The sequence below is a fragment of the Herpetosiphonaceae bacterium genome (assembly GCA_036374795.1).
GTDB lineage: Bacteria > Chloroflexota > Chloroflexia > Chloroflexales > Kallotenuaceae > LB3-1.
In genome coordinates, this window is sequence record DASUTC010000092.1 from 1 (window position 1) to 23,821 (window position 23,821).

Here is a 23,821-nt window from a genome sequence, read left to right on the forward strand (position 1 = left end):
CACGGGCTTGCCACTACACTACCGCAGACTTTGGTAAACCCCACAGGAGTAGACAGTTTCATGTTCGTTTCCACTGTGCGGCGTGTGCCGCTGCTGATGATCGCGTTACTGGTGCTCGTGGCGTGTGGCACGAACAAAGTAACGATCAATGGCCGCGTGATCGACGCCTACACCAACCAGCCGGTCAAAGATGCAGCCCTCACCTTCGGCAAGAATGGCCCGGTTAAGACTGACGCCGAGGGGCGATATACCACCACCGCCTGGAGCGCCAAGGAGAGCGTCAGCATCGAAGCGCCCGGCTACGAAACCACCTCGATCAATCTGGCCGAGAAGCCGGAGCTGGCAAAGACCGAGCCGACGACCGCGACGCTGGATGTCACGATCCGCCCGAACACGCTGCGCGGCGTCGTCAAGGATGCCTACACCGACCAGCCCGTCGCGAATGCGCTGGTTCAGGCGACCGAGACGATCAGCGCGACGACGGATGCGAACGGCGCGTACACCTTGCAGAGCCTACCTGAGACGTTCCAGATCGCGGTGCAGGCACCCGACTACGTCGAGACTCGGGCCGACATCAGCCGCAAGACGACTCACGAGCTGACGCTGCGGCCAAGTGTGCTGCGCGGCATCGTCAAAGATACCTACAGCGGCCAGCCCGTGACGGGCGCTACGGTCAAGGCGGGCGACATCAGCGCGACGACCGGCAGCGACGGCGCGTACGAGCTGAAGGATGTGCGCGAGGATGCCGAGGTGGTCTTTACCGCCGACGGCTACGACGAGGTCAAGCAGCCGATGCCGCAGGCGACCTCGCTCGACGTTGCGCTGCGCCCGAACGTGATCACGGGCACCGTGGTCGATAGCAAGGACGGCAAGCCGCTGGCACAGGCGACGGTAATCGCCACGCCGACGATCACCGGCACGGCGGTGGCCGTTACGCGCACCGACGCGAAGGGGAACTACAAGCTCGAAGACGTGCCCGAAGGCGCGTACATTCGGGCGCTGCTGCCGGGCTACCGGCGCGGCGAAACCCAGGTCAAAGAGGGTGGGCTGAGCCCGGAGATTAAGCTCGAACGGTTCGAGGCCAAGGCGCTCTACCTCAAGGCCAATGTCGCATCCAACGGCATGGAGACGGTCAACGAGTACTACGATATAATCGACCAGACCGAGCTGAACTCGATCGTGATCGACGTGAAATCGGATAACCTGGCGGATGTCGGCTTTATCTACTACCAGTCGCAGGTGCCGGAGGTGCTGAAGGCCGAAACCTCAGCCGACTATATGCCGATCCGCGAGATGCTGGCCGAGGCCAAGAAGCGCAATATCTACACGATCGCCCGCGTCCACATCTTCGCGCACGACAACGCGCTGCTGGAGAAGCATCCCGACTGGTATGTGCAGAAGGACGGCAAGCCCTGGTTTGCCGACTTCGGCATCGCCTGGCTCGACACCTACGACGAGCGCGTCTGGGACTACAACATCAAGCTGGCGGTCGAGGTGGCGCAGCTTGGCTTCGATGAGATCCAGTTCGACTACATCCGCTTCCCGTCGGACGGCGACCTGACGGGCGCGAAGTTCAAAGGGCCGCGCGACTGGAAGAATAATCCTGACGAGATGTTCAACACGATCGGGCGGTTCATGGAGCGCGCGCAGAAGGCGATCAACGGCGCGGGCGCGTACTTCTCGGTGGACGTGTTCGGCTATGTCGCGTGGAAGCCGCAGGCCAACATCGGCCAGAACCTCCAGGTCATGGGCAAGTACGCCGACTACGTGTATCCGATGGTCTATCCGTCGCACTTCGTCTGGGGCGAGCTTGGCTTTGAAAATCCGGGCGCGCATCCCTACGAGATCGTCGATTTCTCGATGCAGAAGGTCAAGGATCAGCTCGTCGGCGAGGCCAGCCGCGCGAAGGTCCGCCCCTGGCTTCAGGACTTTACGCTGATCTGGGTGCCCGACCAGTACATCGTGAGGTACGGCGCGAAAGAGGTTCGGGCGCAGATCGACGCGGCGGAGAAGAACCGCGCCAATGGCGTCGACGGCTGGGCGCTCTGGGATTCCGATAACGACTATACCGCCGAGGCGCTCAAGCCTCAGGAGTAGTCGTCGATCGAGGCCGAGGGTGTGGGGAACTCCTCACACCTTCCCTTGATTCCACGCAGGGTCGAAACGGGCTGTGATAGGGGCGTACGCTGTGCGCCCCTATCTGGGATCAAGACCAGTGCAAAGAACGTGTGTCGTCGCCGAGGCCGCACATCGATCTGGAGGACAAGCCATATGCGCCGTCTGCTACCCTTGTTGCTAGCGCTCCTGCCGCTGACTACCCTGGCCGCGCCGCTGCGTCAAGCGCCGCCGGTGCAGATTGGCGCGTGGACTCACGGCGAGGTCAACGACTGGCTGCCCGGCAGCTTCACCAATACCTTTGTCGAAGGCAGTGTGCTGCGGCTTCAGGACGGCCAGACCGGCGGCGAGTATCTTTCAGCGCCGTTGCAGGCACCCTTCGGCTTCAACGCCGGCGTGGTCGAGTGGAGCGCCAGCGTCGGAGCCGATCAGGGATTGACGCTTCAGGTGCGCTCCAGCACCGACGGCCAGACCTGGGACGATTGGCAAACGCTTCAGCGAGTCGCGCAGCAGCAGGGCCGCGCCGTCTCGCAGGTGCTAGTCTTCCGGCTGTTTACCAGTTGGCTGCAATACCGCGTTGCGCTCAGCGGCTCGCCCACGCTCGACGAGATCGAGCTGACCTACATCAGCTCGACGGCAGGGCCGCGTCTGGTCGACATTGTTGGGCGCGTGCCGCTGCAAGGGCCGGAGACGCTCACGCCCGCGCCGGAGGCTATCGCCCGCGCCGAGTGGGCCGGTCCATCGTCCACGCCACGCGGCGAGCGGCAGCGACCGCAGCGTGTCGAGGTGGCGCAAGTGCTGGCTCCAGCGGACGATCCCAATCCGCTTGCGACACTGCGCGCGCTGCGCTGGGTTAGCCAGACGATCCTGGCACAGCCTGAGCTGCCCTATCATTATGCGATCGATGGGCAGGGCAATGTGTACGAGGGACGCGGCAGCGTGACGCAGCGCATCCAGGGAGCCGAGATTGGGACGGTGCGCGTGGCGGTGCTGGCAAACGCCGAGGCGGAGGGCGTGAGCGAGGCGGCGCAGGCCCGGCTGATCGAGCTGCTGGGCTGGCTGTCGGCAAGCTATGGCATTGTGCCCGATCAGGTTAGCGCCGCGAGTGACGCGCCGCAGCGTCTCAAAGATACGATCGGTGAGCTGCGCCCGTCGTTCGATAGAGCAGTGGTGCGCTCGCGGACGGTCTTTGCCGAGGGCAATACCAGCGCCGCAACCGAGCGGATCGTCTTTTTCAATCCCGGCCCTGACGAGGCCCGCACGACGCTGACGGCCTTTACGACCACTGGAGAGGAGCGCCGCTCAGTGGTGGTGCCCTCACGTCAGCGAGTCGATGTGACGCTCAACACCACGCTGCCGCAGCCGACCTCGCTGGGTGTGGATCTGCAATCCAACCGGCCCGTGCTCTCCGAGCGCACGCTGATCGTCGGGCGGGAGCTGATGGGCAGCACCGGCGCGAACGCCCCGGCGCGCGCCTGGTACTTCGGCGAGGGCACCACGATCTCCGATACCCAGACGGTCTTGCTGGTGGTCAATCCGCAGCGCCAGGAGGTCGCCGCGACGCTGACGTTCTATCCCGACGGCACGGCACCGCTAACGCGCACAACTACATTCGCGCCGCGCAGCCGCACGACGCTGCCGCTCAACGAGCTGGTGCCCGACGCCGAGTTTGGCCTCAAGCTGGTTGCCTCGCAGCCGGTCGTGGCCGAGCGCTCGGTCTTCTTCGGCACTGGCGCGGCGCATCTCGCGACCGGCGTGGCGCAGCTCAGCCGCCACTGGTCGTTTGCCGAAGGATCGACGACCGAGGGCTTTACCACGACCCTGCATCTGCTCAATCCCTGGCCGCAGCAGGTGGCGATCTCGCTACAGGTGATGAGCGAGGATGGTACATCGCTCAGCCGCCGCTACGCGCTGCCTGCTGAGTCGCGCTTTGTGCTGCGGCTCAACGATGTCGTGCCCGATCTGCCGTTTGCGATGGAGGTGCAGGCCGAGCGACCGATCGCCGCCGAGCGGATCATGCAGGTTGAGAGCGGCGCGGCTGCCACGGCCACCGCAGGCGCTCCCCAGCCCGCGACGCGCTGGACGTTTGTGGAGGGCTCGACGGCGCCGCCTGCCGAGGAGTTTCTGCTGATCTCGAATGCCAATCGCGCCGCCGCCGATCTCAATGTGACGTATATCCTGGGCGACGGCCAGATCGAGCGGCGCAGCCATACGATCCCGGCGATGGCCCGCCTGACGATCTCGGTCAACGCCGATGTGCCGAACCAGCCGCTCGTCACGGCGATCGTCACCGCCAGCCGCCCCGTTGTGGCCGAGCGCTCGATCTTTACCGGCGGGCCGCAGGGCCGTGGCGCTGAGACGAGCGTGGGCATTCCGGGGCGCTAGCGCGTCAGCGACGAAAGAGCAAGGGAACAAAGGGATAAGGGATCACGGGGAGAACTAAGAACAAAGTCATTGCGAGCGTCGCCATCGCGAAAATAGCGGGCGGACTGATCCAGCGGGCACGCCGTCGGCGTGCCCCTGAACATGCACGCAGCATCTTGTGGCTGCTGCCAGGGCTACGTCAGGAATTGCTGGCCCAGGCCCGCGAAGAACAGCATCTTGAGGATGCGGCCTAAAAAGGTAGCCGTGGCGAAGATCCAGAACGGCACGCCGAGCGACCCGGCGGTCAGTCCCGCTACGTCGAAGAATGGGTTGGGCGGCGCGCTCAGCAAGAACAAGATGATGAACGCGCGCAGCGGCGTTCGCAACTGGTGCTCGACCCAGCGGTAGAAGCGCGTGTCTTCAACCGCTGTCTTGCCCGCCCGCCCGACGATAAACGCGGTTGTCTCGCCGAGGGTGGAGCCAGCCGCGCCAGCCAGGGCAATGCCCAGCGGATTGCCCAGGACACGCGCCAGCAGCGCGATCAGCCCCGGATACGGAATCGGCACGACGACCGAGGCATTCGCCAGCGCGGTGATGCCAAAGGCCGCCAGGTAGCCGAGCGCGCCGTAGTCGCGCAGGCCGATGATCCAGCCGCGTGGGATCGCCAGGACCAGCAGATTCAGCCCCAGCGCCGCGATCAGAATCAGCCCGATCTTCCAGTAGTTCGCGCGCCGGGCTGGCTGCTCCGCCCGCGAGATGGGTATGGTGTTGGTTGTTTCGTCGATCATCACAAGCATTATACCGGGTGTTAGAGAACAAAGAACAAGCGAACAACGAGAGAACCAGGCACGACGCACTCAGAGCCTCATGCTCCCTCGCTTGCGCACACCGAGCGGGAAAGGAAACCGCGAGGGCGGGGCAGGGAGCGGGTACACTGTGGGCGTGGTGATGGCCGCAACTTGAAACCTGGAACTTTACACGGGAGGCGTTATGGAGCGACTGGTAGCAGTGCGAACGGCTGACGATGTTTTTCCTGAGTATCGCGATACGGCGATCGGGCGTTTGCTGGAATATCATAATCTGGAGCGTCCGTTCGAGGCATACACATCCGCCCAACTGCTGATCGGCATGTGCATGGATAATCGCAAGCATCTGCGCATCCCCGATAACTTCGCGTTCATTCTGCGCACCGGCGGCGCGAATCTGCGCTACAGCGACTTCAAGGTTTCCTACGCTGTGGCTGTCGGCGACGTCTCGGCGATTGCCTTGATGGGCCATACGAACTGCGGCATGGTCAATCTGGTAGCCAAGCGCGAGGCGTTTGTGCGCGGGCTGGTCGAGCACGCGGGCTGGGAGCTTCAGCGCGCCGAGGAGCACTTTATGAACTACGCCCCGATGTTCGAGATCGACAACGAGATCGATTTTGTGGTCGGCGAGGCGCAGCGGCTGCGGCGACGCTACCCCAAGATTATCGTCGCGCCGATGATCTACCGCGTCGAGGATAATCTGCTCTACCTGATCGGCAGCAGCGCGTGATTTGCTCGCGCCGCGCGTTCTTGTCGCGTTTGATCGCCTGGGCTATAATGCGCCGCGTCGATGGATTTGTGTGAAGGAGCGAGATAAATGACTGATCTCAACAGAATCGAACGCGACTCGATGGGCGAGATGCAGGTGCCCGGCGATGCGCTGTATGGCGCGCAGACGCAGCGCGCGGTGCTCAACTTCCCGATCTCCAATCTGCGCTTTCCGCGCTCGTTTATCGCGGCGATGGGCCTGATCAAAAAGGCGGCGGCAGAGGTCAACATGGAGCTGGGCGAGCTTGACGAGCGCCGGGGGCAGGCGATCATCCAGGCCGCCGAAGAGGTGATTCGCGGCGATCTCGATTCGCAGTTTGTGCTCGATATTTTTCAGACCGGCTCCGGCACCAGCACCAACATGAACACGAACGAGGTGATGGCGAGCCGCGCGAGCCAGATCCTCGGCGCGGCGCTCGGCTCCAAAGAGGTCCATCCGAACGATCATGTTAACATGGGCCAAAGCTCGAACGACGTGATCCCGACGGCCATGCATATCGCCGCGCGCGTCGCGATCGAGAAAGAGCTGATCCCGGCGATCGAGGGGCTGCGCGACGCGCTCCAGGCCAAGGCTGCCGATTTCGACGATGTGATCAAAAGCGGGCGGACCCACCTGATGGACGCCACGCCGGTACGCCTGGGCCAGGAGTTTGGCGGCTATGCCAGCCAGCTTGCGCACGGCATTCGTCGGCTGCGCGAGGCCTCGGAGGAGCTGGCCGAGCTGGCGCTGGGCGGCACCGCTGTCGGCACCGGCACGAACCAGCTTCCGGAGTTTTCGCAGAGCGCGATCCGCCGCATCTCGCAGTACACGGGCGTGCAGTTCCGCGAGGCGGATAATCACTTCGAGGCGCAGGGCGCGAAGGATGCGTATGTCTATGCGTCGGGCGCGCTCAACACGCTGGCTACATCGCTGATGAAGATCGCCAACGATATTCGCTGGCTGGCGTCGGGTCCGACCTCCGGCCTAGCCGAGATTATGCTGCCCGCGATCCAGCCCGGCTCGTCGATCATGCCCGGCAAGGTCAACCCGGTGATGGCCGAGTCGATGATGATGGTCTGCGCGCAGGTGATGGGCAATCACCTGACGGTGACGATCGGCGGGCAGCACGGCAACTTCGAGCTGAACGTGATGATGCCGGTGATGGCGCATAATCTGCTCGAATCGATCGCGATCCTCGGCTCGGTCTGCGACGCCTTCCGCGCGAACTGCGTCGAGGGCATTACCGCTAATCGCAAGCGCTGCCAGGAGCTACTGGAGCGCAACCCGTCGATCGCCACGGCGCTCAATAAGAGCATCGGCTACGACGAGGCCGCGAAAGTTGCCAAGGAGTCGGCTGCCAGCGGTCGATCGGTGCGCGAGGTGGTCAAGGAGCGCGGCCTGCTCTCCGACGATCAGCTTGACACCGTGCTCAACGTGCGCGATATGACCGAGCCGGGGATTCCGGGGCGGTAGCCAAGAACCAAGAGCCGAGAGCCGGAGAGTTCTTCTTCGTTCTTGGTTCTTGGTTCTATTTCACGGCATTTTATAGCTCGCGACGCGCATCGTCAGCTCGCCCTCTGCGGGATCGCGGCTAAAGACGAATGCGCCCTCCTGCGTCTCGCCCGCCGCCAGAAAGTCGATCTGCTGCTCGCCCTCCTCCACCTCGTCGCCGATCTTTAACTCTGCGCTCACCTGGACCGACTCGGCGGTGCTGCCGCCGGTATTTTCGATGGTGAACGGCACGTAAAACTGCCCGTCGATCTCGCGGATCGTGTCGCTCTGCGTGAGGCTGATCGCTGGCGGCGTGGACGGCGTTGCCACCCAGTCGTAGATTACCAGCCCGGCGATCATCAGCAGAATCGCTACGGCCACGCCGAACGTGACCATCTCGGCAGGCGAGCGGTGCGGCGCTGTTCGTGATTGCGCCTGTGGCTTGGTTGTAGCAGTGCTCTGGGTTGCCTGACTCATGCGCTCAATCCTTCCTTTAGGCGTGGAAACCCGCCCGCTTCCAGCGGTGGATGGAATGCGGTTGCTTCAGCCGGATTCGTCCAGTAGGTGTGACCGTAGCTGTCACAGGGGTTCAGGAGAATGAACGTATGAAGCTGATTGCCCACCTCAAACTGACTCCGACGCCGGAACAAGCCGCCCTGCTGCTGCAAACGCTGGAAGTAGCGAACGCCGCGTGCGACCACATGAGCGACACCGCCTGGCAGACGCAGACCTTCCGGCACTTCGACTTGCACAAGCTCTGCTACGAGTCGGTCCGCGCGTCGTTTGGGTTGTCGGCCCAACTCACCGTCCGCTGTCTCAGCAAGGTGGCCGATGCCTACAAGCTGGATCGCAAGACCAAGCGCACATTCAGGCCGCACGGCAGTATTGCCTACGATGATCGTATCCTGTCGTGGAACCTGCATGAACCATCCGTGTCGATCTGGACGGTGCAGGGCAGACAGTCCATTCCGTTTGTGACGGGCACGCGCCAGATGGCGCTGCTGCGCACGCGCAAAGGTGAAACCGACCTGGCCTACGTCAAGGGCCAGTTTTACCTCCTGGCGACCTGCGAGGTCGCAGAACTCACGCCAGTGGGCGTGGATGGTACGTTGGGCGTGGATCTTGGCGTTACCAACATTGCCGTGGACAGCGACGGGATAATGTATAGCGGCACGCCGATGAAGGTGGCGCGCTACCGGCATCGCCGCTTGCGCACTAAGCTGCAACAGAAAGGCACCTTGGGCGCGCGTCGCCGTCTGCGCAAACTGGCGGGACAAGAACGCCGCTTTGCGACCCATACGAACCATGTGATCGCCAAACGCCTCGTATCGGCGGCTCAACGCACAAAGCGTCAGATCGCCCTGGAACAGTTGAAGGGCATTCAGACGCGGGTGAGGGCTAGGAAGTCGCAGCGTCCGATGCTGAAGTCGTGGGCGTTCCACCAATTGCAGCAGTTCGTGCGATATAAAGCGCGGTTGTGTGGTGTACCGGTCCACTTCGTTGATCCTCGGAATACTTCTCGCACTTGTCCGGCCTGTGGACATTGTGCGAAAGAGAATCGCAAGAGCCAAGCCCAATTCCTGTGTACATCGTGTTCCTACGCTGGGAACGCGGATGTGATCGCGGCGATCAACATTGGTCGCCGGGCTGCGGTAAGCCAGCCAGACTACTCGGATACACCAACGGGTGTAGCGCCAGAGTAAAGCCCGCCTGCGTCAGCAGAGGGTAGCTTATATCGCAAGCCGTCCTGCCGCACCGCCAACCGTCGCGGGAAGGCCGAGCAGCAACGTGTGATGCAGCCACATCGTCCACGGATCGCTGAAGCTAAGCTGCTGGAAAAACCATAGCATGAATGCGGCGGCAAGCAGCGACACCAGATAGGATGCCACCGTCTCGCTGATCGGCTGCTGGAAGATGCCCTGCTGCTGCCTGCGCTTTTGCTGATCCGCAAAGTTCGACTCGAAGACGATGCCGTACGAGATGACCAGCGAGGCGGCCATGATCAGCAGCAGCCACGGCGGCGCGACGGCTGCCGCCAGCATGGGGATCTCTTCCGTCGGCGAGATGTTGAAGGCGATGATCAGCGCTCCAACCAGCGTCGCGCCAATATCCGCCGCCGTTCCACGCAGCGTCTCCTGATCTGTCGTCTGCGTGTCGCGCTCCTGCGGATCGCCTTCCTGATCGCCCTGGTTGTCGTCGGATGGGCGATAGAGAAATTGGTTTGCCAGCGCCACGCCCAGCGAGAAGGGCACGCTTTCAAAGATGACCTTGCCGAGTATTTCTCTGAGCGGCGTTTCAGCCGTAATTTCGCGCAGCAGCACCAGCAGCAGCCCGGTGCAGACCAGGCCGATCGCCATGGCCTCGACGCTATCCATCGCGGCGTCGACCCAGCGCACATCCTTCGAGTGGCGAAAGCCGGCCATCCGGTTGAGCAGCAGGACGACAACAAACGTGGTGATCAGCGCGACAAGCATGTAGCGCCGCCCGCTAAAGCTGCCGATCCACCAGACCTCCATCGTATACAGCAGCGGGATGCCAAACAAGAAGCCGCCCGACACGCCCCGAATCAGGTCGTCAAGCTCGCGTGACCACATGCTCTGTGTCTGTGCTGGTGCTGCGCTCATACCTCAGCATAAAGCAAAAACCGGTCCACGAGTCATTAAATCGAAAGGGACACAGCCAGGCTGCGTCCCTTTGTCAGGCCGTGTCTTTGTGTCGAGCGATGCCGCGCGGCTTAGACCGTCTGCGCCTGTAAGAATGCTTCGACCTGGCCGCGCTGCTCGGCGGTGATACGCTCGTTCTGCACCAGAATATCGAGCAGGTCGCGCAGCTTGAAGACGCTGTGGACCGTGATACCGTGCGCCTCTAGCTCCTCGCGACCGCCGCCCTCACGATCGATCAGCACGACCACATCGTTGGCTTCGAGGCCGGCGCTCCGGAGCGGCTGGATCGCCTCCAGCTTGCTGTCGCCGCTTGAGATCAGATCGTCCAGCACGACGACAATCTCGCCCGGATGATAGCGCCCCTCGATCGGACGCTGCGTGCCGTAGGCTTTGACCTCTTTGCGCGGGTAGATCAGCGGCGTGCGCGTCTGCAAGGCCACTGCGGTGCCGAGCGGCAGGCCAGCATACGGGATCGCCGCCAGCCGATCGAAGACCAGCTCGCTCAGCAGGGTGCCGTAGGCGCTGGCGGCCAGCGCCAGCGCTTCGGGATTGCTGACCAGCAGGCGCAGATCCACGTAGATCGGTGATTGCACGCCGGATTTGAGAGTGAAGCTGCCGAACTGGATAGCCTGGAGATCGTGGAGGGCGAGGGCAAGGTTGATCTTCTTGGGATCGTCGGTGGCGCGTGGTGCCTGGCGTCGCTCGCGTGTGGTGTGCTCACGTCTGCGCTGGCGGGCCGCCTCGATCTGCTCGCGGAGCTGCATCGCCGCCTCGCGGGGATCTTCGGCCCACATCACCGCCCGCGACGCATTGACGATCACGCCGCTGCCGTCGGGCCAGAGCGCCTGGTCGAGCGCTAGATCGAGATCGGCGCCCTGCGCGCCGACGCCCGGCAGCAAGATCCACTGACCGGGCGTTAACTGCCGCACGCACAGCAGCTCGTCGGGATAGGTGGCTCCGGCGACGAGGCCGACGTTGCCGCGCTCGTTCCAGCCTGCGCACTGCTCGGCCACGCGCTCGAAGAGCGGATGGCCGTTGCCGTCGAGCATCTGAAAATCTTGCGCGCCCGGATTGGATGTCAGACACAGCACGAAGACGCCGCGATCGGCGTAGCGCAAGAACGGCTCGACCGAGTCCCAGCCCATGTATGGGTTGACGGTAACGGCGTCGGCGTGGAGCTTCTCGAACGCGGCGCAGGCATAGCCGATCGCGCTTGAGCCGATGTCGCTGCGCTTGCTGTCGAGGATCACGGGCACGCCGCGCTCGTGGGCGTAGGCGATCGTGTCGCACAGGGTGGACCAGCCGTGGCCGCCGAGCGATTCGTAAAACGCGGCGTTGGGCTTGTACGCGCAAACCAGATCGCAGGTGAGATCGATGAGATGGCGGTTGAAGGCGAGGACTGGGTCCGCGAAATCATGGCACCACTCGGGGAGCCGACGAGGGTCCGGATCAAGACCGACACACAGGAGCGAGCTGTTCCGTTCGCTGGCTTCCTGAAGACGCTGGAAGAATTGCATACCGTCCTTCCTTCTACCTTGGTAAGCTACGAGCGCTCAAACTTGAGACTCGCGCACAAACCTGCTAGCCCGAATTATACCGAACGCCGCTCACTTTTGGGAAAGAACAAGGGAGAACCAAGAACCAAGAACCAGGAAACACTCGGAGCTTGAACCTTGAAACTTGGAACTCGGTACATTTTGCATCAGGCTTTGCCCAGCACGGCGGCGAGCACAGCCATGCGAATGTACATGCCGTTTTTGACCTGGCGGAAGTACGCGGCGCGTGGATCGCTGTCCAGCCGCACATCGATCTCGTTGACGCGCGGCAGCGGATGCATCACGATCGCGCTCGGCCTGGCCTGCTCCATCAGGTCGGTGCTGATGCGGTAGAAATCCTTGACCGACTCGTACTGCGCGAGGTCGGTGAAGCGCTCTTTCTGGACGCGCGTCACGTACAGCACGTCGGCGCTGCCGATCACGTCGGCGACATTGTAGGTTTCGCGCACGTTCTTGCCGGCGTCTTTGACCTGGTTCATATAGTCCAGCGGCAGGCGCAGAATCTCAGGCGACACGAACGAGAAGCGTACGTTGTAGTTGAGCAGCAGTTGCGTCAGTGAGTGGACCGTTCGCCCGTAGCGCAGATCGCCGACCATCACGACATGTAATCCATCGAGCTTGCCCAGCTCTTCTTTGATCGTGAAGAGATCGAGCAGCGCCTGGGTGGGATGCTCTCCGGTGCCATCGCCCGCGTTGATCACCGGGATCTCCGCCGCAGCCGCCGCGATCTTGGCCGAGCCGGTTTCGGGATGTCGCAGCACGATGACATCCGAGTATTGCTCCAGCGTGCGGATCGTGTCGTGCAGTGTCTCGCCTTTGGAGACGGATGAGAATTGCACGCCCTGGGTGATCGGAATAACCGATCCGCCCAGCCGCTCCATCGCTGCGATAAACGAGGAGCTGGTGCGCGTCGACGGCTCGTAGAAGAGACAGGTCAGCACGCGGCCTTTAAGCAGCTCAGCGCCGCCCTGCTGCGCCACCATCGTGCGCATCTCCTCGGCGACATCAAAGATGTACTCAAGGCTCGCCAGCGAAAACTGGTTGACCGACAAAATATCCTGGCCGAGAAAGCCGTGCTCGTTCAGCACCGGCTGCGGCGTGTCGTCGAGCGTGAAAATACGGGGGCGATTAAGCATGATGAGCCTCCTGATACAAACAAAGAACACAGCACACGCAAACAAGGAAAACAAATGGAACAAGGGAACAAGGAATTTAAGCAATGGTTCTGTTGTTCTATTGTGCTTCTGACTCCTCCATCCTAAACAGCACCTTGCCTGATCCTGGCTCTGCCAGCACCTCCGCGCCATCGAACACAGTCCGTCCGCGCAGCACGGTTTTAACGACGCGGCCTGCCACCTCAAGACCGGCAAACGGTGTCCAGCCGCACCTGGTCTGAAGCCGCTCGTTGCCGAGGCGGTAACGCGGCCCGATCTCGACTTCGGTCCAGGTGTCTGGTTGCGGCGGCAGGTGAAAGATCCGCGCGGGATTGGTCGATGTCATCTCGATCAGCCGCTCCAGCGTCAGGCGGCCCTCGTCGACGGCGGTCAGCATCAGCGGCAGTGTCGTCTCCAGGCCCGGCAAGCCCGGCGGCACGTTATCGCTGTGCTTCTCCTCGATCGTGTGCGGCGCGTGGTCGGTGGCGATACACTCGACATAATCGAGATACTGCCAGAGCGCGGCGCGATCGTCGGGCGCGGCCAGCCGTGGGCGCACATCGCCGAACGGTCCAAGGCGCGGCAGGTCCTCGCGGCTGAGCACGAGATGGTGCGGCGTTACCTCGCAGGTCACGTCGTAGCCGCGCTCCTTGGCTGCGACGATCGTCTCGATCTCGTGGCGGGTTGCGACATGCGCGATATGAATCGGCTTGGCGTGGCGGTGGGCGATGTCGAGCACACGCGCCAGCACATCGCCCTCGGCATGTGCGACGATCGGCCTGGTGGCGGGCCAGCTAGCCATGTGGCGATCGAGCAGATCCCAGTCATCCACGCGCAGCGGGCCGAACGTGCTGCTGACGTAGATCTTGATCGCGCAGACGTACGGCGCAATGGCGGCGATCGAGTCATCGTTGTCGGTGCTGGCTCCGGCGTAGATCCCGACATCGCAGCGCGCGCCGTCGCGGGCCATGTGCTGTTTAGCGGACAGGCGCTCGGCAGTGGTGGTCGGCGGTGACGTGTTGGGCATATCCAGCACACAGGTGACGCCGCCCGCGAGCGCAGCCGCCGTGCCGCTGGCATAGGTTTCTTTGTGCTCGCCGCCGGGCTGCCGCAGGTGGACGTGTACGTCGATCAGTCCGGGCAAGGTCAGGTTTGGCATAGTTCCTCCTCAAGGCACAAAAAAAGCGCCAGTGGCGCGAGGCCGCTGACGCTGGTCGCTTACAGGTTGAGCTGTGGCTGAGACGCCGGTTGCTGCCGAGGTTCTGCATACCGGGTCTATAGGGTAGCACGCAGGGCCACTTTTGGCAAATCGAGCTGTGTCACATGAAGACGCGCGCCATCCACGACATACTCAGATCTGGCCCTTGACAAAGCGGCCTTTTTAACCTACTATAAACGGAGCATACCAGCTATACATATTTTGGTTATTATCCCCCCTGATAACCATCAATGTATGTGCCCTAATCAATATATAACAGCCCATTAAGCACACGAGCACCCATCAGTTTAGGTTTGTTCGGGTCCATAAACGCCCATAACCCAAATCATTAACCTAACAACGTTACCTGGCATATTGCTCTCAGCACTATTCCAGGCCCGCATACGCGAGCAGACACCCATTCAGCGTGTCGCCGATCGACCACACTCAACGTCAAATCCATAGCAGCTTGTGTTAGCCGACTTACTGAGCGTGTAGTAGAAGGGTAGAGGGTGGCAGATGACTCGTAAGCGTCTTATTGCGCCAACTAGCCAGGACCTTAAACGCAGCGCGTTTCGGATCTACGAGAAGGCACGGCGCGTCGCTCACTGGAATCCCAAAACAGACATCGACTTTGAGCGACCGACGACCATCTCCGCCGAGCGGCAGGAGCTAGCCTGGCATCTGGCTAGCCAGAGCGTCTATGCCGAGCAAGTTGGCATGATGCAGGCCGCCCGGCTGCTGAACGAGGTGGACGATATAGCGATCCGCTACTGCCTCGCCACCGCCGTATCGGATGAGGCCAAACATAGCGAGGTCTTTACCCGCTACGCGATGATCCGAGGCGGCGTGGTCGCTCCTGATAGTGAATTTGTCAATAATCTCTTCGAGGGCCTCGAAACGATTGAGGACCCCTTTGGGCGCTTCATCGCCCACTCCATGCTAGAAGGTCTGGCCGCAGACGAGTTCTGGATCTTGCGGGCAGCCTTCAAAGGTGATGTGCTTGAGGAAATCTACCGCCGCGTCAGCGAAGACGAGGCGCGGCACGTCGCTATCGGCATGGATTATATGTCAACCGTCCTGCGTGATCGGGCGTTCGAGGATCATGTCCATGCGCTAGAGCAGTATAGCCACATAGCGCTTGATATTGCCGGGATGACGAACGATCAAATCTTTGTCTGGCTGGGCGGGCTGGTTGACAAACACCCTGATGAGGTCGCTCGCTGGATGCTGCGCAGGCATCGTCAGCGTATTGACCATTTATTAAAAGGTATCAACAAGGAGGCATCGACATGAAGAAGGTCACTCTTCGTGGGTCGGCGACCGGCGTGTGCAGGTATGTTACATACATGCACGCTCGCGACAAGAAGCAGGACGCGAATGTAGCGAGTGAGAAGAAGACGGCTTCCAAGGCAAACTAACGACGGCGGACATGGTGAAGACTGGGGCGTGATACCTCAGTCTTCCATTTTTCATACGAGGATCGACATGCGGATACTGCTGGTCAACATGCCCTGGCATGCGCTTGACTACCCATCGATCGCCCTGGGTATTCTGCACGCTCGGATAGCCGCGTGCGAGGAACGGCATGAGATTTCAGAGCTGTACGCCAATCTGCGCTGGGCCGAGTATATTCTGGAGCATGGCGAGGCCGATCCGAACAGCTATATCGACGTAGCCGATCATGGGTTCTTCTACGGCGTGGGCGAATGGGTCTTCTCGTCGGCGCTCTACCGCCAGCCGGGGCATAACCTGGAAGAGTACTGCGCCTATCTGGAGCAGCACGGCTTCGATTCCCGCGCCGCCGCTCGGCTGCATGGGCTAGCGCCAGCATTCATCGAGGAGTTGGCACAGGAAATTGTCGCTCAGGGCTATGACCTGATTGGCTTTACCACGACGTTCCTGCAAAATGTACCGTCGCTGTCGCTGGCTCAGCGGCTCAGAGAGCTCCAGCCGGATCTGCGGATCGCCTTTGGCGGCGGGAACTGCGACGGCATTCAGGGCGTGACGCTGCATCGCAATTTTCCATTCATTGATTTCGTCGTGCGGGGCGAGGGCGAGCAGGCATTTGTCCAACTGCTGGACGCGCTCGGCGGACACGGCGATCTCGCGGCGATCGAGGGGCTGTGCTGGCGCGACAGCAGCGGCGCGCCCGTGGTCAACCGCGACCGTACGATCGCCTACCCGATCGGCTCCGTGCCCATGCCGATCTACGATACCTACTTCGAGATGATGGACCAGTCGCCGGTGGCCGGGTATGTCGAGCCCAAGCTGGTCGTCGAGTCGTCGCGTGGATGCTGGTGGGGCGAGAAACACCAATGCACCTTCTGCGGACTGAACGGCTCGATGATCAAATTCCGCAGCAAGCGTCCGGATGCGGTCTTCGCCGAGATCGATACCCTGGTGCGAAAGTATCACGCGCTGGACATCGTGATGGTCGATAACATCATGGATATGGGCTACTTCAAAGCGCTGATCCCGCAGCTGATCGAGGCCGACTGGGACAGCAGAATTCATTACGAGGTCAAGTCGAACCTGAGCAGCGCGCAGGTCAAGGCGTTGCGCGACGCGCATGTCGTGCATGTCCAGCCGGGCATCGAAAGCCTGAGCAGCCGGGTCTTGCGCCTGATGAAGAAGGGCGTCTCCGGCGTGCAAAACGTGCGGATGCTGCGCGACGGCGAGGAGAATAACCTAACCGTCTCGTGGAACTACCTGTACGGCTTTCCCGGCGAAACAGACGACGACTATCTGAACATCATTGAGCAGATACCGGCGCTGGTCCACTTGCAGCCGCCGAGCGGCGCAACCCGCATCGCGCTGGAGCGCTTCAGCCCGAACTTCGACGATCCCAGCTTTGGCTTCACGCGGCGCAGGCCAGCCGATTGTTATAGCCTGATCTACGATCTGCCGGTCAGCGAGCTGGAAGATATGGTCTATCTCTTTGAGACTGATGAGGCTGGCATCCGCGACGCTACCGCGCGGCGGCTTCAGGACGCCGTGATCGAGTGGTCGGCGCTCTACTACGAAAGCTCGCTCACCTACCGCCAGGTCAACGGCGTGCTGCATATCAGCGACCGCCGGGCGAATCGTGCGCCAGCAGACATCATCATCGAGCAGCCGCGAGACGTAGCGGCCTATCTGCTGCTGCGGCGTGGAATGACCCAGGCGGCGCTGGAGCGAGCGCTGATCGAGGAGGCGTTGCCGATCGACGGCCTGGATCGATGGATCGGCGACATGAAACGCCAAGGCCTGATCTTCGAGGAGGCGGGAACCTACCTGTCGCTGGCAACCCTGGCAAATCCCGCGCGTGTCCGTATTCAGCCTGCTCCGGCGACAGAGGCTGCTGTCGCCGATATGAACTGAAGATAAGCCTATGATGACGAATACAGGTTATCCGATCGATCTGCTGGAACGTCCTCCGGCTCAGCCCGGCCTGCGCATGACGGCGCGTATCACCCGCGAAGAGGAACTCGACCAACTGCTGCCGTGGCTGGCGGATCAGGCGGGCGGTGCCGAGTATACCGTGGTCTGGGCAGTTGACGACCCTGAGGTATGGCCCGACGAGCAGAGCGTCGGCGTGCTGGCGCGGGCAACCGTGCCCACGATCGTGGTCGAGCGGCCTGTCGTGCTGTCGGCGGAAGCGCCCAGGGCGACGCTCGCGTTCATCCGTTTCCTGCGCGATTCGCTCTCGTTTGGCCTGCGCGTGCAGTGGCAGGGCAGCGCCGACGAGACGATCGATCTTGAGCGGCTGGTTCACCTGCCCGCGCCCACGGAAGATCCGGTCGATGAGCCCTTCGAGATCTGGCGGCAGCTCTACTCGTTCGGGCGCATGTATTGGCGACGCGGGCCGGGCTTTGTGATCATCCGAGATACGCGCCCAACCGTCATCCAGGCGCGCTTCGTGCTGGACGAGGCCGCGCTCTGCGAGACGTTTCAGCGGATGCAGGTGCCGGTGCGCATCTCCGATCTAGCCCAGGATGATGCGCTTGCCGAAGCGGCTCAAACGCTGCTCGACGAGGGCATCGCGCTGCGCCTGGACGATTGGTGCGTTGCGCTGCCGTTCAGAATGCGGACCTGGCCGATCCCGTACACCTCGGTCTGACAGAGCCTATGCGATCATGGGCTCCTCGCACAGGTGGCTGCGCGAGCGGGCTTGCCAAGCACAGCCAAAAACTCGAAGTACGAGGCTTATAGCAGTTGCCGCATAGCTCCTAACGCTGATAGGAGTTATGCGGTTGTGCTTGGCGGACGAACTAAGAACCGGGTGCCAGACCCAACGTGTGGCCCCAGGGCATGGGCGCCCGGCGCACAAGGGGAAACCCAGGTTCAAAGTTCAAGGAACTCAAAACTTGAAGCTTGAAACTTGAAACTCGCATTGAAGCTGTAAGCTGAAACACATACATCGCGCCCAGTTCTATGCTACGCTCCGCTCACCTTCGCGCTGCGAAGCTCGATCGTGATAAGGAGAAAGTGGCAGAGGACGTTCAGGCACCTGTCATTGTCGCCCCCCACTACAAGCAACTGTTCGTGGAAGGAAACCTGCATTGCGAGCTTTGCCTCCTGCTTTCAAACATTCGCGCTTGGTGAGGATGGGCGCAGATAAGCTTCAGAAGATTCGTGATCCCTTCGGCCTCGGCCAGCAGTATCAGCTTACCTGGATGGCCGAGACGATCAACGTTCTGGGTAGCCAGGTGACATTGCTGGCAATCCCGACGCTGGCTGTCATCGTCTATAACGCCTCCGCGATCCAGGTGACAACGCTGCTGGCGGTATCGTACCTGCCGTCGATGCTGATCGGCCCGCTGCTGGGGCTGCTCGTCGATAGCATCTCGCTGCGGCGGCTGCTGATCATCTCGGACCTGGCGGCGGCGCTGACGGTCGCAACCGTTCCCTTGCTGATGGCCTTCGGCCTCGACTCGCTGCTCTATCTCTACGTCGTGGGCGCGCTGATCGGCCTCTTCCAGGCGCTGCACGAGCTTTCGGTGCAATCGCTGATCCCGGCGCTGGTGCCGGAGCAAGACCTGATGCGCGGCAACGTCGACCTTGAGGGCGGTCGATCGGTTGGGCGCATGAGCGGCTGGAGTCTCGGCGGAACGCTGGTGCAGGTGGTGGGCGCGAGCTGGGCGATGCTGATCGACATGGCCTCGTTCCTGATCTCGGCGGCGCTACTCTGGCGGCTAAACGACTCCTCGCTGCGCCAGACAGCACCGCCGAAGCTCGGCTTTCAGTCCGTGCTCGACGGCCTGCGCATGTTCTCGCGCTCCTCGACGCTGATTCGCCTGACGATGGGCACCTTCACGCTGAACTTGGGCGGCTCGGTCCTGGGCGCGCTCTATCTCTTCTACGTCTACCGCGAGCTACAGCTCTCGCCGTCCGCCGTGGGCGTCACCGTGACGCTGAATTATCTGGGCGCGTTCCTGGGCGTGATCCTGGCCCGTCGGCTGGTCAAGCGCATGCCGCTCAGCCTGATGATTACCATCTCCTCGGCGGTTGCCGGGCTGGTGCTCTTTTTGATCCCGCTGGCCTCATACGGCAACAGCTTTATTGTTCTGCTGGTCTATAACCTGATCTTTGGTCTGGTCAGCGTTGTCTGGGCCGTGACCTCCGTGACGATGCGCCAGACGATCATCCCGCACCACCTGATGGGTCGCGTCAACGCCACGATGCGCGCGATCGGAGCAACCTCGTTCCCGATCGGCGCGATCGTGGGCGGTGTCGCCTCAAGCTTCTTTGGCGTACTGCCGACGCTGTACGCCGCCGCGATGCTCGCATCGACGGCCTGGATCTGGTTCTTTCCGCCGACGCGCTGGGTTGAATCGGCGCAGCGCGATCTGGCGGGAGAATCCACGTAGGGGGTATGCATGCCAGGAACTGCATCGGAAGCGCCGGGCAACGACGACCAGGCGGCCATGCTGCACCTGTACCAGACGATGCTGCGGATACGGGTTTTCGAGGAGCGGCTGCTGACGCTGCGCTCCAGCGGCGAGATCACCGGAGTTGTCCATCCCTACATCGGCCACGAGGCCATCGCCGCCGGAGTGTGCGCCGCGCTCCAGGCCGACGACCAGATCGCCAGCTACTATCGCGGACACGGCCACGCAATCGCCAAGGGCGTCGCTCTTCCCCGGATGATGGCAGAGATCTTCGGGCGAGAAACCGGCCTCTGTCAGGGCCGAGGCGGCTCGATGCATCTTGCCGATTGGCAGCGCGGCTTTCTCGGCGGCAACGCGGTGGTCGGCGCGAACGTGCCGATCGCCCTGGGCCTGGCGATGGCTGCGCAGGTTCGCCAGAGCGATCAGGTCGTGGTCGTCTTCTTCGGCGATGGCGCGACCGGCGCGGGCGTGGTTCATGAGTGCCTGAGCGTGGCCTCGGCGCAACACCTGCCGATCGTCTTTGTCTGCGAGAACAATAGCTACCAGGACGTCACCCGCAGCGATCAGGTCTTCGCATCGACGGACTTGAGCCGCTGGGGCGGCGCGCACCTGATGCCCGGCGTGGCGGTCGATGGTAACGATGTGCTTGCGGTGCGACAGGCGGCGCGCGATCTGGTAGCTCGCGCGCGCAGCGGCGAAGGACCGTCCTTTCTGGAGGCGAAAACCTACCTGCTGCGCTTCCACGCGCAGTGGGGCACCAGGCCGCTGCCGGAGTATCGCCCGGCAGATGAGGTCCAGCAGTGGGCTACGCGCGATCCGCTGCCTCGGCTCAGGGCTGTGCTGATCGAGCAGGGCTGCGCTGCCACGCAGCTTGAGGATCTGGCCCGGCTGGTGGATGCCGAGGTCGACGAGGCGGTCGCGTTTGCGCGCGAGTCGTCGCCGCCAGGCCCAGAAACGGCAATGCGCGGCGTTTTCACACCCACATCGGCGCAGCCAGCAGCAAGCGAGGTACCGTAATGACGATGGCTCCCCCGACCAAGGTCATCACCGAGCAGCTTCGGGCCAATCCGAGGCTGCTCTACTTCGGCACCTATGTGCCGCCATTCTGGACCGACGAGTTCGGCAGCGCCCGCATTCGCTTCTTTCCGATCGCCGAGCATACGATGGTCGGCGCCGCGGTTGGCGCGGCCATCGCTGGCCTGCATCCGATCGTCCATCTCAACCGCGCAGCCTTCGCCTTTGTGGCGATGGACCAGATCGTCAACCAGGCGGCGAAGCTGCGCTACATGTCGGGCGAGCAGTTCTCGATCGGAATAACGCTGCGGGCGATGACCAGGGGCGGCGATAACCTTGGCGCGCAGCACGAACAGTCGCCGTACGGCATGTTCGCGCATGTGCCGGGCATCAAGGTCGTCGTGCCGTCGACGATCGAGGAGGCTGCCGGGCTGTACCTGACGGCGTTTGACGATCCGAATCCGGTCTTTGTCTTCGAGGCTCCGCAGCTCTATGAGTGGTGGGACCGCAGCGACGGCGTGATCGAGCCGATCCCCTTCGGCGCGGCGCGCGTCTGGCGTCGGGGGGCGGATGTGACGATCGTCGCGATCGGCGTGATGGTGCGCGAGGTGCTGACGGCTGCTGATCGGCTGGCGCAGCAGAACATCTCCTGCGCGGTGATCGACCCGCGCACGCTGGTGCCGCTCGACATGGAGACGATCGCCGCGTCGGTACGCACCACGGGTCGGCTCGTCGTCGTCGATGAAGCGCCGCCGACGGCTTCGATGGCGGCTGAGATCATCGCGGCGATCTGCGATCGGCCTGAGCTCTACGGAGCGCTCGCGGCCATGCCGGTGCGTGTGTGCGGGGCCGCCCTGCCGATGCCCTTCAGCCCGGCGTTGCAAGCGGACGCCATCCCGAACGCCGATCGGATTGTGCAGGTGGTGGAGCGGCTGGTGTCTGGCTCGTCTTCGCAGCCGGTGGCAGAAAACGACGCCTCGTGCGGATGACGAAAGAACAAAGAACCAAGCGCCTACAGGCCGTGGGCTTGGATGAACGTGGCGCTGAGGCGCGGCAAGGAGATGCTCATGATTCAGGACGCTGGCCGGGGCAGGGTGGCGCTGATTACAGGCGGTTCCAGCGGTATCGGTCTGGCGAGCGCGGCGGCATTGCTGAATGACGGCTACGCGGTGATGCTCTGCGCGCGCGGCGAGGAACGGTTGCGCCAGGCATCGGAGAAGCTGGGGAATGCCGAGCGCTGCGCGTGGCACGTCGCCGATATGGCGCAGCCGGAGCAGGCGCAGGCGGCGGTCGAGGCGACACGGCAGCGCTTCGGGCGTCTGGATGCGCTGGTCGTCTCGCACGGCGTTCAGCCGGAGCCCAGAAGCTTCCTTGAGCTGACCGCCCAGGACTGGCAGCAGACGCTTGGCGTGAACCTGCACGGTGTGATCGCCGTGTGCCAGGCGGCTGCCCGCGTGATGGTCGAGCAGGGCGCGGGCGGTAGCATCGTCACCATCTCCTCGGTGAACGGCCTCTACCCTGAGGCGACGCTCGCGCCCTACAACGTATCCAAGGCGGCGGTGATCATGCTGACGAAATCGATCGCCTGTGAGCTGGCACCGCACGGTATTCGGGCACATTGCCTCGCGCCCGGCTGGGTGGTAACGCCGATGACTGAGGCGCACTATGTGCCGATCGCCGGACGACCGCTGGATAATCCGCTGGTGGGCAAGATCGGCCAGCCCGACGAGATCGCAAGCTGGGTTGCCTTTCTGGTCGGCTCGGGCTCGTCCTATGCTACGGGCGAGGTGATCGTGGTCGATGGCGGCCAGACGACCGCGCTGAGTCCGGTTCGCCTGCGCCGCGTTTAGTATTCTGCGTTCAGAGTTTCAAGTTCAAAGCTTCAAGTCCAGGGATCAGGGGTCGGGGGAGTAGCGAACACGGGAACACAAGAACACGGAAGGTACGGCTTTGTTCTTTCGTTCTTTTGTTCCCGTGTTCTTTTGCCGGGTGCCCATGCCCAAAGGGCACCCGGTTCTTTGTTCTGCTCCTTGCGGCACGGGGCAGCGAGTGGCCTATGCTACAATAGGCGGACACGTTTCGCCGAGGGGTACGCATCGTGGATAAGACGGTTGACGATCGAACACTCTATGTTGCTTGTCAGCAGGATGGTACCGATGCTCAAGCTGATGCCTTCGAGCAATTGTGGGCCTACCTGTACCGCATCGCCTACGCGATGCTCCGCACACAGCGAGATCCCGCCTCCCTGGCCTCAGACTGTACACAGAAAGCGCTGATCAAAATCCATCGTAGCCTGGAGCAGTGCCGTAATCCGGTGGTCTTTCGCGAGTGGACCGCCCAGATCGTGCGCCGCGTCGTCCTCGACGAGCTGCGACGGCCTGAGTACCGGCGCTACCCGGCGATCTCGATCGACGATGAGCACGCGCCGTGGCTGGCGACCTCGCAGCAGCTTGCCGACACGACCGATGTGCGGGCGCTGCTGCACGACGTTATTTTCCACGGCCCGCTGAGCGAGCGGTCGCGGCGGGTGGTGATCGGGCGCTACTTCGCGGAGCAGACCGACGAGGTGCTGGCCCGTGCCGAAACCGAGCGCGCCGGACAAGAGATTCGGCCCAGCCATATCCAGGTGACACGCGCGAAAAACCTCGCCGCGCTGCGCCGCGATCCGGCGCTTCTGGATCGGCTGCGCGAACTGCTGGACTAAGGAAAGGGAGCCGTCGTTTCGCTCGTCTTAGGATTATACTTATTTAGCGCAGGATCAAGGCGTCGGGAAACCGCAGATTCTGCACCAGAGAGGGGAATCGTTGGGGGCCACCCCCAGACCCCCGGCCTGTCGCAC

At 62.6% G+C, this 23,821-nt stretch carries 19 protein-coding genes; 13 read left to right on the top strand and 6 right to left on the bottom strand.

Features of this window, described 5'->3' with window-relative positions:
- Positions 1–60: 60 nt before the first annotated feature.
- A complete protein-coding gene (locus VFZ66_06580; protein ID HEX6288838.1) occupies positions 61–2,097 on the top strand; it encodes a putative glycoside hydrolase in 2,037 nt (678 codons plus the stop codon).
- Positions 2,098–2,271: 174 nt separating this feature from the next.
- A complete protein-coding gene (locus VFZ66_06585; protein HEX6288839.1) occupies positions 2,272–4,500 on the top strand; it encodes a hypothetical protein in 2,229 nt (742 codons plus the stop codon).
- Between the two features lie 173 nt (positions 4,501–4,673).
- Here the strand turns inward: VFZ66_06585 and VFZ66_06590 are convergent, their stop codons facing one another.
- The gene (locus VFZ66_06590; protein ID HEX6288840.1) at positions 4,674–5,267 is read right to left on the bottom strand and encodes a VTT domain-containing protein; all 594 of its coding nucleotides are present in this window, start codon (positions 5,265–5,267) and stop codon (positions 4,674–4,676) included.
- Between the two features lie 202 nt (positions 5,268–5,469).
- Here VFZ66_06590 and VFZ66_06595 point away from each other — a divergent pair, with 202 nt between their 5' ends.
- Both VFZ66_06595 and VFZ66_06600 read left to right on the top strand, forming a co-directional pair.
- Positions 5,470–6,015 carry a carbonic anhydrase gene (locus VFZ66_06595; protein ID HEX6288841.1) on the top strand — a complete coding sequence of 182 codons (546 nt, stop codon included), beginning with the start codon at positions 5,470–5,472 and terminating at the stop codon, positions 6,013–6,015.
- Between the two features lie 87 nt (positions 6,016–6,102).
- Entirely contained in the window at positions 6,103–7,506 is a 1,404-nt protein-coding gene (locus VFZ66_06600) for a class II fumarate hydratase (protein HEX6288842.1), read from the top strand.
- A 60-nt stretch (positions 7,507–7,566) separates the two neighbouring features.
- Here VFZ66_06600 and VFZ66_06605 read toward each other — a convergent pair whose 3' ends face one another.
- Positions 7,567–8,001 (bottom strand): TIGR02588 family protein, encoded by a 435-nt coding sequence (locus VFZ66_06605; protein HEX6288843.1) that lies wholly within the window; start codon positions 7,999–8,001, stop codon positions 7,567–7,569.
- Between the two features lie 128 nt (positions 8,002–8,129).
- Here VFZ66_06605 and VFZ66_06610 point away from each other — a divergent pair, with 128 nt between their 5' ends.
- Positions 8,130–9,227, top strand: coding sequence for a transposase (locus tag VFZ66_06610; GenBank protein ID HEX6288844.1), 1,098 nt, complete (start codon positions 8,130–8,132; stop codon positions 9,225–9,227).
- A gap of 27 nt (positions 9,228–9,254) precedes the next feature.
- Here the strand turns inward: VFZ66_06610 and VFZ66_06615 are convergent, their stop codons facing one another.
- The 4 genes from VFZ66_06615 to VFZ66_06630 all read right to left on the bottom strand — a co-directional run bounded on the left by VFZ66_06615 (position 9,255) and on the right by VFZ66_06630 (position 14,056).
- Entirely contained in the window at positions 9,255–10,148 is an 894-nt protein-coding gene (locus VFZ66_06615; GenBank protein ID HEX6288845.1) for a TIGR02587 family membrane protein, read from the bottom strand.
- Between the two features lie 110 nt (positions 10,149–10,258).
- Positions 10,259–11,704 (bottom strand): orotidine-5'-phosphate decarboxylase, encoded by a 1,446-nt coding sequence (gene pyrF, locus VFZ66_06620; protein HEX6288846.1) that lies wholly within the window; start codon positions 11,702–11,704, stop codon positions 10,259–10,261.
- 185 nt (positions 11,705–11,889) lie between these two features.
- Positions 11,890–12,879 carry an aspartate carbamoyltransferase gene (gene pyrB, locus VFZ66_06625; protein ID HEX6288847.1) on the bottom strand — a complete coding sequence of 330 codons (990 nt, stop codon included), beginning with the start codon at positions 12,877–12,879 and terminating at the stop codon, positions 11,890–11,892.
- Positions 12,880–12,976: 97 nt separating this feature from the next.
- Complete coding sequence (locus tag VFZ66_06630) at positions 12,977–14,056, bottom strand: amidohydrolase family protein (protein ID HEX6288848.1); 1,080 nt, start codon at positions 14,054–14,056, stop codon at positions 12,977–12,979.
- A gap of 558 nt (positions 14,057–14,614) precedes the next feature.
- Here VFZ66_06630 and VFZ66_06635 point away from each other — a divergent pair.
- The 8 genes from VFZ66_06635 (at position 14,615) to VFZ66_06670 (ending at position 23,686) form a co-directional block, all read left to right on the top strand.
- Positions 14,615–15,391: a hypothetical protein gene (locus VFZ66_06635; protein HEX6288849.1), complete on the top strand. Its 777-nt coding sequence runs from the start codon at positions 14,615–14,617 to the stop codon at positions 15,389–15,391.
- 192 nt (positions 15,392–15,583) lie between these two features.
- A complete protein-coding gene (locus VFZ66_06640; protein ID HEX6288850.1) occupies positions 15,584–17,458 on the top strand; it encodes a RiPP maturation radical SAM C-methyltransferase in 1,875 nt (624 codons plus the stop codon).
- Between the two features lie 10 nt (positions 17,459–17,468).
- Positions 17,469–18,197 (top strand): DUF5825 family protein, encoded by a 729-nt coding sequence (locus VFZ66_06645; GenBank protein HEX6288851.1) that lies wholly within the window; start codon positions 17,469–17,471, stop codon positions 18,195–18,197.
- 487 nt (positions 18,198–18,684) lie between these two features.
- Complete coding sequence (locus VFZ66_06650) at positions 18,685–19,947, top strand: MFS transporter (GenBank protein ID HEX6288852.1); 1,263 nt, start codon at positions 18,685–18,687, stop codon at positions 19,945–19,947.
- Between the two features lie 9 nt (positions 19,948–19,956).
- On the top strand, positions 19,957–20,985 hold the full coding sequence (locus VFZ66_06655; protein ID HEX6288853.1) for a thiamine pyrophosphate-dependent dehydrogenase E1 component subunit alpha: 1,029 nt from the start codon (positions 19,957–19,959) through the stop codon (positions 20,983–20,985).
- Positions 20,985–21,971 (top strand): transketolase C-terminal domain-containing protein, encoded by a 987-nt coding sequence (locus VFZ66_06660; GenBank protein ID HEX6288854.1) that lies wholly within the window; start codon positions 20,985–20,987, stop codon positions 21,969–21,971. Before VFZ66_06655 ends, VFZ66_06660 begins: the two co-directional genes overlap by 1 nt.
- Before the next feature lie 78 nt (positions 21,972–22,049).
- Positions 22,050–22,832, top strand: coding sequence for an SDR family oxidoreductase (locus VFZ66_06665; protein HEX6288855.1), 783 nt, complete (start codon positions 22,050–22,052; stop codon positions 22,830–22,832).
- A 248-nt stretch (positions 22,833–23,080) separates the two neighbouring features.
- Positions 23,081–23,686 (top strand): sigma factor, encoded by a 606-nt coding sequence (locus VFZ66_06670; protein HEX6288856.1) that lies wholly within the window; start codon positions 23,081–23,083, stop codon positions 23,684–23,686.
- Positions 23,687–23,821 lie beyond the last annotated feature (135 nt).

Coding starts and splice junctions, on each gene's coding strand:
- VFZ66_06650 (HEX6288852.1), top strand. CDS start 18,685: ATGGGCGCAGATAAGCTTCAGAAGATTCGTGATCCCTTCGGCCTCGGC.
- pyrB (HEX6288847.1), bottom strand. CDS start 12,879: ATGCTTAATCGCCCCCGTATTTTCACGCTCGACGACACGCCGCAGCCG.
- VFZ66_06605 (HEX6288843.1), bottom strand. CDS start 8,001: ATGAGTCAGGCAACCCAGAGCACTGCTACAACCAAGCCACAGGCGCAA.
- VFZ66_06645 (HEX6288851.1), top strand. CDS start 17,469: ATGATGACGAATACAGGTTATCCGATCGATCTGCTGGAACGTCCTCCG.
- VFZ66_06615 (HEX6288845.1), bottom strand. CDS start 10,148: ATGAGCGCAGCACCAGCACAGACACAGAGCATGTGGTCACGCGAGCTT.
- VFZ66_06655 (HEX6288853.1), top strand. CDS start 19,957: ATGCCAGGAACTGCATCGGAAGCGCCGGGCAACGACGACCAGGCGGCC.
- VFZ66_06580 (HEX6288838.1), top strand. CDS start 61: ATGTTCGTTTCCACTGTGCGGCGTGTGCCGCTGCTGATGATCGCGTTA.
- pyrF (HEX6288846.1), bottom strand. CDS start 11,704: ATGCAATTCTTCCAGCGTCTTCAGGAAGCCAGCGAACGGAACAGCTCG.
- VFZ66_06660 (HEX6288854.1), top strand. CDS start 20,985: ATGACGATGGCTCCCCCGACCAAGGTCATCACCGAGCAGCTTCGGGCC.
- VFZ66_06600 (HEX6288842.1), top strand. CDS start 6,103: ATGACTGATCTCAACAGAATCGAACGCGACTCGATGGGCGAGATGCAG.
- VFZ66_06590 (HEX6288840.1), bottom strand. CDS start 5,267: ATGATCGACGAAACAACCAACACCATACCCATCTCGCGGGCGGAGCAG.
- VFZ66_06635 (HEX6288849.1), top strand. CDS start 14,615: ATGACTCGTAAGCGTCTTATTGCGCCAACTAGCCAGGACCTTAAACGC.
- VFZ66_06610 (HEX6288844.1), top strand. CDS start 8,130: ATGAAGCTGATTGCCCACCTCAAACTGACTCCGACGCCGGAACAAGCC.
- VFZ66_06585 (HEX6288839.1), top strand. CDS start 2,272: ATGCGCCGTCTGCTACCCTTGTTGCTAGCGCTCCTGCCGCTGACTACC.
- VFZ66_06595 (HEX6288841.1), top strand. CDS start 5,470: ATGGAGCGACTGGTAGCAGTGCGAACGGCTGACGATGTTTTTCCTGAG.
- VFZ66_06665 (HEX6288855.1), top strand. CDS start 22,050: ATGATTCAGGACGCTGGCCGGGGCAGGGTGGCGCTGATTACAGGCGGT.
- VFZ66_06630 (HEX6288848.1), bottom strand. CDS start 14,056: ATGCCAAACCTGACCTTGCCCGGACTGATCGACGTACACGTCCACCTG.
- VFZ66_06640 (HEX6288850.1), top strand. CDS start 15,584: ATGCGGATACTGCTGGTCAACATGCCCTGGCATGCGCTTGACTACCCA.